This window comes from Aquimarina algiphila (assembly GCF_007489275.1).
GTDB classification, from domain to species: Bacteria; Bacteroidota; Bacteroidia; order Flavobacteriales; family Flavobacteriaceae; genus Aquimarina; species Aquimarina algiphila.
In genome coordinates this window covers 19,563-34,675 of record NZ_VLNR01000029.1, presented here as the reverse complement: position 1 = coordinate 34,675, position 15,113 = coordinate 19,563, and the positions used below count along the sequence as shown (strand labels likewise).

The 15,113-nt window shown below is 31.5% G+C and carries 13 protein-coding genes; 6 read left to right on the top strand and 7 right to left on the bottom strand.

Features of this window, described 5'->3' with window-relative positions; translation table 11 throughout:
- Positions 1–284 precede the first annotated feature (284 nt).
- From FOF46_RS14770 to FOF46_RS14755, 4 genes are all read left to right on the top strand, one after another.
- Positions 285–995 carry a TIGR04283 family arsenosugar biosynthesis glycosyltransferase gene (locus FOF46_RS14770; RefSeq protein WP_143916987.1) on the top strand — a complete coding sequence of 237 codons (711 nt, stop codon included), beginning with the start codon at positions 285–287 and terminating at the stop codon, positions 993–995.
- Between the two features lie 124 nt (positions 996–1,119).
- Entirely contained in the window at positions 1,120–1,986 is an 867-nt protein-coding gene (locus tag FOF46_RS14765; protein ID WP_109434174.1) for a helix-turn-helix domain-containing protein, read from the top strand.
- Positions 1,987–2,078: 92 nt separating this feature from the next.
- Positions 2,079–2,948, top strand: coding sequence for an NAD(P)-dependent oxidoreductase (locus FOF46_RS14760; protein ID WP_143916986.1), 870 nt, complete (start codon positions 2,079–2,081; stop codon positions 2,946–2,948).
- A 5-nt stretch (positions 2,949–2,953) separates the two neighbouring features.
- Positions 2,954–3,718 carry an outer membrane lipoprotein-sorting protein gene (locus FOF46_RS14755; protein ID WP_143916985.1) on the top strand — a complete coding sequence of 255 codons (765 nt, stop codon included), beginning with the start codon at positions 2,954–2,956 and terminating at the stop codon, positions 3,716–3,718.
- A 68-nt stretch (positions 3,719–3,786) separates the two neighbouring features.
- Here the strand turns inward: FOF46_RS14755 and FOF46_RS14750 are convergent, their stop codons facing one another.
- From FOF46_RS14750 to FOF46_RS14720, 7 genes are all read right to left on the bottom strand, one after another.
- The gene (locus FOF46_RS14750; RefSeq protein ID WP_244299626.1) at positions 3,787–4,767 is read right to left on the bottom strand and encodes an alpha/beta fold hydrolase; all 981 of its coding nucleotides are present in this window, start codon (positions 4,765–4,767) and stop codon (positions 3,787–3,789) included.
- Positions 4,768–5,385: 618 nt separating this feature from the next.
- Positions 5,386–6,657 (bottom strand): POTRA domain-containing protein, encoded by a 1,272-nt coding sequence (locus FOF46_RS14745; protein ID WP_109434177.1) that lies wholly within the window; start codon positions 6,655–6,657, stop codon positions 5,386–5,388.
- 204 nt (positions 6,658–6,861) lie between these two features.
- Positions 6,862–8,121, bottom strand: coding sequence for a POTRA domain-containing protein (locus FOF46_RS14740; RefSeq protein WP_143916984.1), 1,260 nt, complete (start codon positions 8,119–8,121; stop codon positions 6,862–6,864).
- Positions 8,122–8,320: 199 nt separating this feature from the next.
- Complete coding sequence (locus FOF46_RS14735) at positions 8,321–9,064, bottom strand: hypothetical protein (protein ID WP_143916983.1); 744 nt, start codon at positions 9,062–9,064, stop codon at positions 8,321–8,323.
- Complete coding sequence (locus FOF46_RS14730; protein WP_143916982.1) at positions 9,061–10,056, bottom strand: glycoside hydrolase family 113; 996 nt, start codon at positions 10,054–10,056, stop codon at positions 9,061–9,063. The genes FOF46_RS14735 and FOF46_RS14730 overlap by 4 nt, the downstream gene beginning before the upstream one ends.
- A 42-nt stretch (positions 10,057–10,098) precedes the next feature.
- Positions 10,099–10,974, bottom strand: coding sequence for a transporter family protein (locus FOF46_RS14725; protein WP_109434181.1), 876 nt, complete (start codon positions 10,972–10,974; stop codon positions 10,099–10,101).
- Positions 10,975–11,082: 108 nt separating this feature from the next.
- A complete protein-coding gene (locus FOF46_RS14720; RefSeq protein ID WP_109434182.1) occupies positions 11,083–11,793 on the bottom strand; it encodes a DUF547 domain-containing protein in 711 nt (236 codons plus the stop codon).
- Positions 11,794–12,111: 318 nt separating this feature from the next.
- Here FOF46_RS14720 and FOF46_RS14715 point away from each other — a divergent pair, with 318 nt between their 5' ends.
- Positions 12,112–13,413: an NAD(P)/FAD-dependent oxidoreductase gene (locus tag FOF46_RS14715; RefSeq protein ID WP_109434183.1), complete on the top strand. Its 1,302-nt coding sequence runs from the start codon at positions 12,112–12,114 to the stop codon at positions 13,411–13,413.
- Positions 13,414–13,472: 59 nt separating this feature from the next.
- Positions 13,473–15,071 (top strand): 4Fe-4S binding protein, encoded by a 1,599-nt coding sequence (locus FOF46_RS14710; RefSeq protein ID WP_109434184.1) that lies wholly within the window; start codon positions 13,473–13,475, stop codon positions 15,069–15,071.
- Positions 15,072–15,113: the final 42 nt, after the last annotated feature.

Genomic DNA, 15,113 nt, shown 5'->3' with positions numbered 1-15,113 from the left:
TAAACATTTTTGACATTTATACGTACCTTTGGTTTAAAATTAGTATCGTTTAAATATCATGATATAGTTTTTGTTGATTAATACAATAGCATTCTTAAATTGATGTCTTTTATTACTAATAAATTATTTTACAATGAGATTAATTGTATAAAAATAACTAGGCACACCCTTCGAAAACAAAGAAAAAGTCTATTTTAAAAACAGAATTGTCAGAAATTTATTAATTTTTAGTTGTGTAATGTTATTATTAGTAAAACGTACTAAATATTAAATAAGCGCTAAAGTTGAAAATATCTATTGTTATTCCCATTCTTAATGAAGCCGAAACTATTCAGGTTTTAGTTTCTCATCTCATTAGATCCATTAGAAATAAAGGAAACATAGAGGAAATTATCGTTGTTGATGGAGGAAGTACAGATGGGTCACAGGAAATTGTTAATACGATTTCAAAAAATGAAAAAGTCATGGTTAAGCTTGTTCCATCAAAAAAAGGTAGAGCAAGACAACTAAATATGGGAGCTGCAAATGCCAAAGGTGAAATCTTATATTTTCTTCATGCAGATTCTTTTCCTCCTAAACATTATGATCATAGCATTATAGAAGAAGTCAAAAAAGGAAACAAAGCCGGATGTTTTCGTATGAAATTTGATTCTAATCACTGGTGGTTACGTTTTTTGGGCTGGTTAACCCAATTTGAGAGTAAACGTTGTCGAGGAGGGGATCAAAGTCAATTCATTACTGCATTACTTTTTCAACAAATTAAAGGGTATGATGAGTCATTTATTGTTTATGAAGATAATGATCTCGTTGATCGTCTTTTTGCTATTGATCAATTTGTAATTATTCCTAAATATGTAGTAACATCAGCCAGACGATATCGTGAAGTTGGAGTCTGGCGATTACAATATCATTTCTTGAATATTCATATGAGACGATGGATGGGTGCTTCTTCTGAAGACCTATATCGTTATTATAAAGAAAAAGTAGTTAGTTAACATCTAAAAGGTTTTTAAAGCGGCTATGTATACCTCTTTTAATCCAATATATTTTGACCGAAAAACACTACTTTTAACAAAAAACGATATTTAGTCCTAGCTATTTTATTGATTTTTGTATATCATGAAAGTTGTACCACAAGCATTTTATCAACATCCCAAAATAGAAAACATCCTTGTCGATGGACTTTCTTGTGTTATACTTAAAAAAGTAGAGCATAGCGATCTACAGAACCAACGTTATGTTGCTGCTCACGCATTAACCATTGTTCTTAATGGAGCTCTACAAATAGAAACTCCTGAAGGAGAAATTAGTATTATTAATAAAAATCAAATCATTTTATTACCTAAAGGGTTATATATGATTTCTGACATTATCCCAAAAAACGAATCTTTTGAAGCTGTGGTCTTCTTTTTTGATAAAGAAATATGCGATGAATTTTTAGCTGGTTTTGATTTATATGCGTTAGAAAACCTTCCTAAAACACTAATTTTTAATTATGATCAAAACTTAAGGTTATTTACTGACACTTTGATTACCTTATATAGAGGTAAAAGTCTATATCAGTTTACAAAACCAAAACTACTAGAATTACTACATCTTATTAGTCTTTCTGAGAAAGGGGATCAATTTATAGGCAAACTACAGTGTTTAAAAAAAAGAGGTAAAAAAAATATCAAACTCTTTATGGAAGAGAATTTTGATAAGCCCCTTGACATAGAAGATTATGCTTATCTTACAGGTAGAAGTATTTCAACATTTAGGAGAGATTTTAAATCTAAATTCGATATCTCACCTAAGAAATGGTTGATCAAAAAAAGGTTAAAAAAAGCTTCTTTTCTTCTTAAAGAAAAAAGTGATTCTGTAACCAGCATTGCTTTACAAGTGGGCTACGAAAATACTTCACATTTTATCAAAGCTTTCCATAAAGAATTTCATATCTCTCCCAAGCAATTTCAGATCAATCATAGAAAAGATATGTTGATCTAATGTTTTGACCGAAAAACACTAGTTTTTGCTTTTCTGAAAACTTATTTTATTCATTACTAAGGACATTTGTATATAATTTAAAATATACAAAAATGAAAAAAATAGGTTTTATCGGCTTAGGAATTATGGGAAGTCGTATGGCGACTAACTTACAAAAAGAAGGTTATGAACTTATCGTTTATAATAGAACAAAAGAAAAAGCTGATACTTTAATTAAAAATGGAGCAGTTTGGGCCAATTCTGCAAAAGAAGTAGGAGAAAAATCTCACTTTGTTATCACTATGCTTTCTACTCCTGAAGTTGTAAAAGAAATTGCTACAGAAAAAAACGGTTTATTTAATGGTATGGCAAAAAACAGTATTTGGATTAATTGTAGCACTGTACATCCATCTTTCACCAGAGACATGGCCCAACAATCAAAAAAATATAAGATTCGTTATATAGATGCTCCCGTAGCAGGCACAACTGGTCCAGCAGAAAAAGGAGAATTATTATTTCTTGTAGGTGGCGATAAAAAAGACATAGAAGAAAGTTCTCCTCTTTTTGATATCATGGGCAAAAAGACAATATATCTGGGTGAAGTGGGTAAAGCAGCTGCCATAAAAATACTTATCAATCAGCTTTTGGGTCAATCTATAGTTGCATTTGCAGAAGCTTTGGTCATGGGAGAAGCAATGGGGTTAGAAAAAGAAACTCTTTTTAATATCCTGTTAAACACTCCAGTAGTTTCTCCAGTAATATCTTCTATTCGTCCCAAACTAGAAAATGAAGATTATGAAACTAATTTCCCTTTAAAATTAATACTAAAGGATTTGCACCTTTCCAGTATTTCTGCTTATGAAAACGACATAGCATCTCCGAGTCTCAATACCACCAAAGAAATTTTTGCTCAGGCAAAACAGTATGGATTAGGAGATCTCGATTTTACTGCTGTATATCAATATTTAAATCTTAAAAACTAAAAACTATGAAAAAAAATGTAATAACAATTTTTGCATTGATCTTTACTGTTTTAAACTATGGTCAGGATGCAAAGCAACTTATCACAGAAATGATGAACACTTTAGGAGGAAAACAAAATTTCTATGCAAAAGGAAATGTTTCTTATGATTATGAATACATAAATCAGACTGCCAAAATTCATCTTAAAAGTAAGGAGACATATGTTTTTGATAAAGAGTTATCCTATGCCAAATATTCAGAACATAGTCTTTTAGGAGATGCCGGTAAAGTAATCGAAGGATTTGATGGACAAAACGCATGGGTCAGTATTAATGGTATACTATCCACTGATGAGAAAGCCAATGGTATAGCAAGATTTCTGCGTAAAACCAACTACTATTGGTTTGCTATGTTTTTTAAACTTTTAGATGAAGGAGTACATCATGAATTGATGGGAAGTAAAAAAGTAAATGGACAGGATTATCATCTCATTAAAATGACCTTTGGAAATAATATAGGAGATGTAAAGGATACATACGTACTTTATATAAACAAAGCCACCAAATTAGTAGATCAATTTTTATTTACGGTAGAAGGCTTTGGTATAAAAGAACCTAGTCTTATGACTTTTGAATATGAAACTATAGACGGAATCAAGATTGCTACAAAAAGAAAATATATCGAAGCAAATTGGAATGGTGAAATTATTGGAAAACAATACACAACTACAAATTGGACGAATATTAAGTTTAAAACCGATATTGATACATCAATTTTCATGAAACAATAACGTAAATATTCAACAAAAAACTCTGAGCAATATACTACTCAGAGTTTTTTGTTGAATTAAATCCTGTATTATTTTATATTATTCTTTTTCAAAAAGTTAAGAATATAGTTAGCAATTTCATCTCCTTTGTCCTCTAAAGCAAAGTGACCTGTATCTAACAAATGAAACTCTATGTTTTTTAAATCTCTTTTATAAGGATGCGCCCCTTCTGCAGGAAAAATATTATCATTTTTACCCCAAACAATTAGTGTAGGAGGTTGATGATCTCTTAGATATTTTTGCCATTTTGGATATAACTGTATATTGGTCCTATAATCATAAAACATCGCTAATTGAATCTCGTTATTCTCTTTACGAGTTAGGTGTTGTAGATCTATTTGCCAATTATCAGGACTAATCTTGCTAACGTCTTTAACTCCATTAGTATATTGCCATTTTAAGCCATCAATATTATGAAACCCTTCCAAAGCTTTTCCGTTCTCTACAGAGTAATCATTCCAATATTTTTTAAGTGGGTTCCAAAAATCAGTAATTCCTTCTTCATACGCATTACCATTTTGAATAAGTAATGACTCTATTCTATCAGGATATTTTGATGCAATTCTAAACCCAACCGGAGCTCCATAATCCATAAGGTATACACTAAATTTTTTAACTTTTAGTGCTTCCAAAAAGCCTTCAACAATAATCGCCATATTATCAAAAGTATAGTCAAACTCTGACATCAATGGCTGTTCTGATCTTCCATAACCAGGATAATCTGGAGCTAAAACATGATAATCATTAGATAATTGTACTATTAGATTTCTAAACATATGTGACGATGTTGGATATCCATGTAATAGTAAAATAGTCGGTTTATTTTTTGATCCTGCTTCTCTATAAAATATATCTAATCCATTTACTTCTATGGTTTTATAGGTTGTTGATCCATACACTGATTTTGTAGGATGACCGTCTATCTTCTCTGTTATTCTTGTAAAGGAATAGTTTATTCCTATCATCATTGTAAGCAATATAAGGCTTAATGTGGTTTTTAGTGTTCTCATAATTTTTAAATTTATTTGTGTATTTATTTTAATTACCAAACGTTCGGTAAATTTTGATTTTAAAAAATATCAATCAGATCTTGTATTAATGACTACTCTATTACTTTTGAGCTCTTATTATGGTACAAATATAACTGATTATAGTTTTTTACCAAACGTTCGGTAATTAATTAACTAATCTTTAACACATTAATTCTTCACAACCTTGTACGACTGGGTACAGAAAGACAATTAGAAATAATTACTTATTTTTAAAATCATCAAACAAATAAACTCACAAGATATTTAAAAACATAATCCTGAGTTTCTATAAATGTTCGGGCAAACTATACTTTTAAAACTTTAGTTATGTTAAAAAACATTTTGAATTTAAGAAATGCTCAGACTTTGAGTAAAAGCCAACAAAAATCAATTCATGAGGGTAGAACATCTAATTGCCCAACCTATCCCCCAGAAGATTGCTTATTTTGTGGTGGTGGTCCTCGACCCAACGGATGCTGTATGGGGTCGGTAAACACGCATTTGTGTTTAAATAGTCTTTAGATGAGAAGAGAAATAGGTTCTACTTAGCTAAGTAGAACCTATTTCTATATCTCTTCGTATAACTTAAATCCGTGTCTAAAAATACTGTCCGATTCCGAAAACAAATCCATTGGTCGCATCATCTGTGACACCATATCCATAGTCAATACGAAAAATAGCATTAAAAATCTTTTTGTGCATAAAACGTAAACCTATACCTGGGTATATTCTGAAATTTTGAGAATCTCCAAAGTCATCAAAATCTCCTCCTGGATTACGCCAACTTCCTCCATCGACAAAAACGTTACTTTGCAACACAAACCAATCTTTTTCATACAAGGTTTGTCTGTATTCTGTATTAAGTACTATAACTCCGGTACCTCTGTCGATTGTATTTCCAACTCCGCGAATATTTAGATTATTGTCAACTGCGAATGGAGCAAAAGGAGAGTCATCATTGGTTGCTAGTCCCATGCGTAATCTCGAAGCCCAATTCCCTTTTTTTCCAATTCTATGATAATATAGAAAATCATTCCACCCTATAACAAAATCGGGTAAAACATTTTCTGTACTAATTACATATTGCAAGTTAAATGTACTTTTAAAACCAGAAACATATTGATAATCATAATTTAGATTATCATATTCATAAATAAGCTTAAACAACAGTTTATTCACATCAAAATCTTGCGGAATTCCTTCAGCGGTAACACCTCGTTTATATTCATAATCCTCATTAAAATAATTAACTCCTAATTCGATTCTATTTTGAAAATTAAACTGGTATAACCCTAAAATCTCATATGATGTATTATTATATTTATAATCTGCAATACCGTTTTCTAAAAACACAGGTTCTTCTGTAGTCAGGTTACTATAATTAAGTGCTAACCCTAATCGCTTACCAAATAAATATGGAGCTCTTAGATTTGCTCCGAAAGAGCTATAAATATCATTCTGATATATACCACCAAATGTTATGTTTTGACCCAATAAATTAAACTCATACAATCCAACCCTAAAAGCAAATTCATCATCATTAGTAGTATAAATGTTAGCTGAAGGTATTATCGTAAAATTCTCTTCGACTCCATAAACGATTTCATAGCCTCCTTCTTTATTATGAACTTGGTAATAAGCATGTGCAATGGCTGGTAATCTTTTAAGTCTTTTAACATCTCGTTCTAATGCTAATGAATCTAATACATTTCCTTGTTCTGTATAAATATGTTTTAATATTGCTGAAGTCTTAGTTTTATTATTTCCTTGTATTATGATATCTAAAACTTTTCCTTCTTGAGCACGCCCATAAAAGAAAAATAGTAATAGAAGAACAGAGAGTATCTCTTTTTGAAGTAGTTGTTTCATCTATGTTAAAATATCAAAATTACGGTTAATTTTATGACAGAATTTATCATTGTTAAATATTTTTCGATTTCTTTTTATATATAACAACCAAATCCAAATCAACCCTATTTTTATTGAGTACCAGATTAACGTTTTTATTTTTTATAAAACTAAAATACCCTGATTACGACAAAATCTATATGTATCAGCCTTCTCATAATCATTTTAGAAAAACTGACCAATCCCAAAGGTTATCCCATTAGTAGCATCATTTCCTACTCCATATCCGTAATCTAATCTAAACACCGCATTAAAAATTCGTTTATGGATAAATCTAATTCCAGCACCAGGATAAAATCTTAAAGTACTTCCATCCACCAATTCTTCTAAATCACCTCCTGGGTTTCTCCACGTTCCAGTATCTACAAAAACATTACTCTGGATCACAAACCATCCTTTTTCATACCAGGTATGTCTATATTCTGTATTAAGCACTAACGAAGCCGTACCTCTGTCTATTGTATTTCCAGTACCACGAATATTTAATTGATTATCCACCGCAAAAGGAGCAAAAGGAGTACTATCATTAGATGCATATCCAAATCTCAATCGGTTTGCCCAATTTCCATTTTTACCGATTCTTCTAAAGTATTCAAAATCATTTCTACCAATAAAAAAATCATTTAATAATCCTTCACCTCCCGTAACAAATCTAACATCTAATAAACTCCTAAACCCAGATACGTACTGATACTCGAGATCTATCGTATTATACTCATATTCTCCTCTATATATTAATTTATCTGCATCAAGCCTAGAGGGAATTCCTATAGGTAAATCTCCATCAATAAAATTATAAGATTCCTTAGCAATATTTAAACCAATTTCTGCTCTATTATGAAAATTAAATTCGTACAATAAATTGATTTCAAACGCTTTACTATCAAATTTATAATTTACAGTATTATCTTCAAAAAAGATTGGCTCTTGTGAAACTAGATTTTTATAATTAATCCCAAAACCCAACTTGTTAGTAAAAAGATAAGGAGCTTCCCAATATCCTCCATAAGAATCAAAAACATCTCTTTGATAAAACCCACCTAGTATTTGATTCCTACCTAGCAAGTTAAATTCAAAAAGTGAAACTCTATATGCAAATTCATCATTATTATCTGTAGCTATGCTAAATCCAGGAATAATTGTAAAATTCTCTTCAATTTTATAGGTTATATTATAATCTTGATTAGTATTATTTGTAATAATTGCTTCAGCATTTGCTATACCAGGTAGTCGTTTAAGGCGCTCAATATCTGTTACTATACGTAAAGAATCATAAATAGATTGAGGCTTTACTTTTATCAATCTTCGTATAAAAGATTCCTTAGTTCTTTTTAACCCTTCAATCTGTAATTCTGATATTCTGGATTCTTGCGAAAACACACTACAACATCCCAGAAAAATTAAAGATAGCAGGATGTTTTTCATCTGTTTATAATTTTGTTTTTAAAGGTGATACTTCAACTCTGTAAAGCATAAGTATAGAATCGACAATACTGATTTTTGGTTGGAATATAAACCTTATTATAGTAGCTTATTTCATAACAATTTCGTTGTACGAGACAATACGTTGGTGTAGACGAGAAAACAAAACTCTTCTTACACATAATTTAATATTTTATTAAGACTAAGGTGTAAAGCTTTTTTCAATGAAGAGATTTACCCAGTTATCTTCGCTAACTCCCATAAGAGTAAAATCATATTGATTCATTGCGTCTAATTCTGGAGGAGGTTCTTGTGTAATATTAAGAACAACATTATCTAGTTTATAATATTGAAATTGTTTTTCGAATGTATATGTTCCCGAAAGCAATTCGTTACTGATATCTGAAATGATTTGAAAATAAATTTTATTATCTTCAAAAACACCATTTCCCCAGGTGAAAACAGGCATTCCTTCTTCCATAGAATTTACCATAACATTATTAGAAAATTCAGTTGGTTTAGTGAGGTGTTTTAATCGAATCGGATTAGATAAATGCAATTCATTATTTTCAAAAAAGGTAATAATTACCCATTTTTCTTCGGCAGTAGTTCTTGTGAATTTCTTAAGATACCCATTAAAAAAATCAGTAGATTCTATGGATACCTGACTATATTTTTGGTAGTCATTTTTATCATCGTCAACACTTACTGTTTCATAATATCTAATATCTGTAGCACCAGGTCTTGGATAAACATATGCAATAATTTCAGTAGCGTTAGCAGATCCTGATGCGCATGCAATTACATTATCCACATTAAAGGTATTATCTTTTATCAAAGAAGCCAGAGAATCATCAGCTATTGCCAAATTATCATCATTTTTACAAGACAAAATCCCTAAAAACAATCCAGTTATAATATTGATATGTTGTATTCTTTTAATCACTTTTTATAAAACGATCTTACCACATCTTCTGCAGGTTTATTTTGTATAGTGAATCTATTATTATCTTTCCCCCCTGATTCCTCATGGTTATGGTACCATTTCCAAAGAAATCCACCTGCAAACCAAGGTTCTTGCCAAAACTCTTCATATAAAGCAGTTAATGCATTATTCTGGGCTATAAAATCAACATTTCCATTTGATCTGCTAGAATCCCAAGGTTCTTTACCGGTATAATGAACACTACGATATCCATATTCGGTGAATAGAACTGGTTTATTAAACCTGGATTGCAACGCTGTAATATTGTTCTTATGTTTTTGCCATCCTTGCTTCAATTCTTCTACATTTGGAGTTTGGCTTTTAGAAATTGGAAAATAAGCATCAATCCCTATGTAGTCAACTTGATCCCAAAACGGAGCCTTATCAAATTGATCCCAATTTTCTGCATACGTTAATTCTCCTTGATATACAGTTCTGGTTTTAGTAATTAATCTATTCCAAAACCCTGGTCTTTTTTGGACAAATGTATGTAGTTCTGTTCCAATGCATAGTATAGGCACTTTCATTTCTTCAGCTAATTCTGCATAAAGCATTATAAAACTTTCATATGATTTTTCGAAGGCCTTCCAATCTTCTTCAGATTGCATATTGATATTACCGGTAAATTCTCCTCTCCAAACCCAAATCTGAGGTTTTAGCATTACTTTGATTCCTTGATCATTAAGCAATTCTATTGTTCCTTTGGCTCCATCTCTTCGTTCTCCCCACCATTGTCTTTCTATATTAAAAACTACAGATGGAGTTGTTAGGCTTTTTACAAAACCAAAAGGCATTACGGCTGCCCAATCTGCATTAACTTTTATAATGGGATCAACAGCTTTTGAAGTTATCTCATCAGGAGATCCAACAAAGCTTACTCCGTTAATCTTTGGTTTTTGCCCAGAACAGGTACAGAAACCAAAACATAACAGCAGTAAAAAAATAGTTCTCATTCTTTTTTTACTGCTGAAAATACAATTTATTTATAATCTCGCCTAGAATACAGCTCTTAATCCTAAATTAAAAGTTTCTCCTAACCCAGTATTACTACCATCTACAAAGTTGGTATATAATGCTTCTATATTTAATTGTTTTGTCAACTGATATTTTGCACCTCCACCTAAGGCTGTAAAACTTTGATCAAAATCATTACCAAGATCAATAAGTTCTGAATGTTGCGCCAATGCTAAAACCGTAAATTTAGAACTTGGGAAATAACTAAAAAATACTCCTGGTGTTAGTCTAAGACTGTTGTTTGCAAAACTATCTTCTTCTTCTCCAAAATTTAATTCAGAATTCAATTCTCCAAAAATTTGAAATTTATTTCCAGGAAATGTATAATCATAAAAGAATCTGTTCTGCCAAATGAATCCATTTTGATCTAGAAAAACTCCATTTTCGGTTTCGTTATCTACCAATGGAATAAAGAATGAACTTTGTATGGAGAAATTATTTACATTCTCAAAAGGAACAAATTTTACAGAAGGTGCGATAGATGTAAATCCTGATCTTGCCGTACTACTATTTCCATCAAATTTAAAAACGTCAAGAGCATCTCGATCACCAACAACATTTGATCTAAATTCTAGTATTAATCCAACATTCCATCGTTTATTATTTCCAACTCCAGTATATGCTTCTATCGTAGAAGTAAAAAAGGTTTGTCTGGGTTCATCTCCATCACTAAAAGTACTTTCTGTTTGTGTATACAAATTATTAAACCATTTAATATCAAACTGACCTTTTCCTATTAATTTAGAAGGCGTTAATGTTTGGATTACAGATCCTTGTTGTTCTTCTTCATCTTGAGCTAAACCAATGGCCAGAACAAAAAAACTAATTGCTGTTAATACTATTTTTTTCGTTTTCATTTTTGTGATTTTTACGTGTAGAAGCCCTCTATCAAAGTTTGTTTTGTGTTATAAAACTTTGATAAAAATTCTTACTTTGATTGTTAATTATTATTATAAAATTTGAGATTATTTAATATGATTTAAACTCCAGTTATATGGGTAATAAGATATTTTAGCATCCGAAGGAATTTTTTCTTTTCTGAATTTATTTACATAATCGATTTCTGATCCATTACGGGTAAAGTCTCCTTTATACCATTCAAAAATTTGAGATAATTGTACTTTTTTTCCTTTAACTTTAATAAAACTTGGGTTATTCAATGCTTTTACTGCTTGTCGTTGTAATTGAGATTCTAAACTTGATGGCTTATAAGCCGAAGAAATAATAGGAGGACAACCCAAACCTGCACAAACTAACACAAAGTGAAAACGTGCTTCATTAGGGAAATTTTTACGCAAAATCTTATTCTCTAAATCATTAAGTGTTGTTTTCTTCCCTCCTAAAGTATAAGTAGTCTTATCAAAAAATCCTCTGATACTCGTTGGTGATTTTACTGGATACTTCGCAACTATTCCTTTTATTACCGCCAAATTATAAGCATTAATATAAAAGGCCTGATAGGTCTTAGGTTTGCTTTTAGAAACACTAATTCCTGATGCCATATCTAACAACTCATTGAGTAATGCCGGGTCTTTTTTAATATTTTTATAATTCACTCTCCCATTGGTTACATGAGTCTTAAAAAAAGAATCTGCTTTAGCAAAAAAATCTGCTGTACTTTGAGAAAACCCAAATTGAATAGAGAGAAGGAATATTAGAATTGTTATCTTTTTCATCTTTTACCTTTTTATCAGTCCTATATTTAAAAAATTGAATTTATTATATTATAAAATGTTAAAATTTACCTCGGTAATGGGCATTCAGTCGAACGGTCAAACAGCAACTTACAAACAAAATAGAATTTTCTTCATTATTTCTTTTTGAATTTTTTAAAAATTAATCCGTACGCCGAATTCAAAAATTCCTTACAATCAAAGTGGTTTTTAGACTGATTCTAAATTAATTCAACAACATAAGTTCTTATATTTATATTCGACTGATTGATCGAAGTCTTCACTTCTTAGTTAAATATTGACAACCAATAACTATTCTTTATGGAACACATTGTGATTATCGGAAATGGAATTTCAGGGGTTACTGCTGCAAGACATATACGTAAAATGTCTGACAAAAGGATCACTATAGTTTCTGCCGAAACAGATTATTTCTTTTCTCGTACTGCACTTATGTATATTTATATGGGGCATATGAAATTTGAACATACACAACCTTATGAAAATTGGTTTTGGAAAAAAAACAGGATTGAACTTAAAAATGGCTTTGTTTCTAAGATAGATCATCAGGCAAACGAACTTATATTTTCAAATGGAGAAACCCTTGGGTATGATAAGCTTATTCTTGCAGTAGGTTCCAAGCCTAACAAATTTGGATGGCCTGGTCAGGATCTTGATGGTGTAATGGGTATGTATCACAAACAAGACCTTGAAAATCTCGAAAAACATGCTCCAAATAATCAGGTCTGTAAACGAGCTGTGATTGTTGGAGGTGGATTAATAGGTATAGAATTAGCAGAAATGTTGAATTCTCGTAATATTCCCGTTACTTTCTTAGTTCGGGAAAAAAGCTTTTGGGATGCAGTACTACCTGCTGGTGAAAGTGGGATGATTAATCGACATATCCAAAATCATCATATAGATCTTAGATTAGGAACAAACCTTAAAGAAATTATAGCAGATGAGAACGGAAAAGTAAAAGGTGTTGTTGTTCAGGAAACCGGAGAAGTAATTGATTGTAATGTTGTAGGGCTTACTCCTGGAGTATCTCCAAATATAGATTTCTTAAAAGATTCTGGAATTGAATTAGGGCGTGGTATAAAAGTAAATCGATTTCTAGAGACCAATATCCCTAATATATATGCTATCGGGGATTGTGCAGAACAACACGAAGCCATAGGAAATCGTAGACCAATTGAAGCGGTTTGGTATACTGGACGAATGATGGGAGAAACCCTGGCGCAGACCATATGTGGTAACAAAACAGAATATAAACCTGGACATTGGTTTAATAGTGCCAAATTTCTAGATATTGAATATCAAACCTATGGTTGGGTATTTGGTAATCCAAAAGAATATGAACAACAATTTCATTGGATACATGAAGATGACACAAAGTGTATTACTGTATCATACCATAAAGAAACCTCAGAATTCTTAGGCATTAATACATTTGGTATTAGAATGCGTCATGAAGTTTTTGATCAATGGCTAACAGAAAAAAGAGATGTTGACTATGTTATGCAACATCTTCCTGAGGCTAATTTTGATCCAGAATTCTATTCTACATACGAGTCAGAGATACTTTCAGCATATAAAAAATCACAACTTCAAACTGCATAAAACAAAATATAGACCTTACTCATATTAAAACTTGAGAGGTTTGATTAAAAAAACATACGATGAGTAATAAATTAGATCATAGCATGTCGCTTGCAAATCCTGATACAAAAGGGATTTCCACAAAACAAAAAATAGCTTTAGCTATTGGCTTAATAGGGCTTTTAATTTTGGCTCTTGCCCTTTTAAATACAAACTTCCCTAATCAGGGAGTATTTCTAACACTGTCACTTGGACTAATTACAGCAGGAACAATTTTATTTGCTAATGAAGCCTATTTAACCAAATTAGAAGGAATTAAAAATGATGGTGTCTGGTTTAAATCTATTTCTTCTAGAGGGGTGCTTGGTTGGCTCACCGGTGTTGGATTAACTGCATTCTATATTGTCCTCTATTTTTACCCCGACCTTCTAGGAATGGGTACTGATGGTGCCGCCAATACTGGATTAATAGGCTTATTTGATCCTTTAAGTAGAATATTAAGCGGTAATCCTGCTAGTCAATGGTTTGTTTACGGAACTCTATATACTATTGCAATTATTGCCTTCGGATATAAATTCATTTTAAAATATAGACATAATCGCTACCAGCAAATTCGTACAGTTTCTGTAATGTTTTTCCAATTAGGATTTGCATTCTTGATTCCAGAATTTATGGCCAGATTAAATTCAGAGTCATTTAGTTTACCCTATTATGATCTTAAAAACATGTGGCCGTTAAACTATTATAATTTTGATCAGTATCGAATCGATTCATTTATTAAAGCCGAAACTATTGGATTAGGTTTATTAATTTTTGGGATTGTATCTATATTCGTAATCTCTCCTTTTCTTACCTATAAATTTGGAAAAAGGTGGTACTGCTCCTGGGTTTGTGGTTGTGGTGGATTAGCAGAGACAGCAGGAGATTCTTTTAGACAATTATCTAGTAAAAAGATGAGTGCATGGAAACTTGAGCGTTGGTTAATTCATGCGGTTTTGGTATTTTCTGTAGTAATGACTACTGCCGTTATACATACATATTTAGGATATGATCCAAACAAATATTGGTTAACAAAAGATGTATTCCTGTTAAGCGTAGCTGGGTTTCTAACTCTTGTTTTTGCCGGAGTTCTATTTTTCAAGGGTAAAGAACTTGGAAAAGATGCTAAATATGGAGCGATTGGTTTCTTTGTTGTCATTGTAGCCTTAATTGGTATGCATTATACAGGAACAACTTCTGAAGTCTTCTTTTTAAAAGCAGGAGGTTTAAGATCTGCATATGGGTTATATATTGGTTCGATATTCTCTGGAGTTATTGGTACAGGATTTTATCCAATTTTAGGTAACCGAGCATGGTGTAGATTTGGTTGTCCGATGGCTGCGATTCTAGGGTTTCAACAACGATTATTCTCTAAGTTTAGAATTACAACCAATGGTGGACAGTGCATTTCATGTGGAAACTGCTCTACCTATTGTGAAATGGGGATTGATGTACGCTCTTATGCACAAAAAGGTGAAAACATAGTACGATCCAGTTGTGTAGGTTGTGGAGTTTGTTCTGCAGTATGCCCTCGAGGAGTGCTTAAGTTAGAAAATGACAAACTTGATGGTCGTATTAACTCTAATGAAATCTTATTAGGTAATGATGTTGACTTAATGGATTATGTAAATAAAAAATAAACCTTTGATTAGGTAAAAATTGGAATATCATACCTCATGATA

Excerpts from the sequence above, each read along its gene's own strand:
- FOF46_RS14765 (WP_109434174.1), top strand. The coding sequence starts at position 1,120 with ATGAAAGTTGTACCACAAGCATTTTATCAACATCCCAAAATAGAAAAC.
- FOF46_RS14760 (WP_143916986.1), top strand. The coding sequence starts at position 2,079 with ATGAAAAAAATAGGTTTTATCGGCTTAGGAATTATGGGAAGTCGTATG.
- FOF46_RS14755 (WP_143916985.1), top strand. The coding sequence starts at position 2,954 with ATGAAAAAAAATGTAATAACAATTTTTGCATTGATCTTTACTGTTTTA.
- FOF46_RS14750 (WP_244299626.1), bottom strand. The coding sequence starts at position 4,767 with ATGAGAACACTAAAAACCACATTAAGCCTTATATTGCTTACAATGATG.
- FOF46_RS14745 (WP_109434177.1), bottom strand. The coding sequence starts at position 6,657 with ATGAAACAACTACTTCAAAAAGAGATACTCTCTGTTCTTCTATTACTA.
- FOF46_RS14740 (WP_143916984.1), bottom strand. The coding sequence starts at position 8,121 with ATGAAAAACATCCTGCTATCTTTAATTTTTCTGGGATGTTGTAGTGTG.
- FOF46_RS14730 (WP_143916982.1), bottom strand. The coding sequence starts at position 10,056 with ATGAGAACTATTTTTTTACTGCTGTTATGTTTTGGTTTCTGTACCTGT.
- FOF46_RS14725 (WP_109434181.1), bottom strand. The coding sequence starts at position 10,974 with ATGAAAACGAAAAAAATAGTATTAACAGCAATTAGTTTTTTTGTTCTG.
- FOF46_RS14720 (WP_109434182.1), bottom strand. The coding sequence starts at position 11,793 with ATGAAAAAGATAACAATTCTAATATTCCTTCTCTCTATTCAATTTGGG.
- FOF46_RS14715 (WP_109434183.1), top strand. The coding sequence starts at position 12,112 with ATGGAACACATTGTGATTATCGGAAATGGAATTTCAGGGGTTACTGCT.
- FOF46_RS14710 (WP_109434184.1), top strand. The coding sequence starts at position 13,473 with ATGAGTAATAAATTAGATCATAGCATGTCGCTTGCAAATCCTGATACA.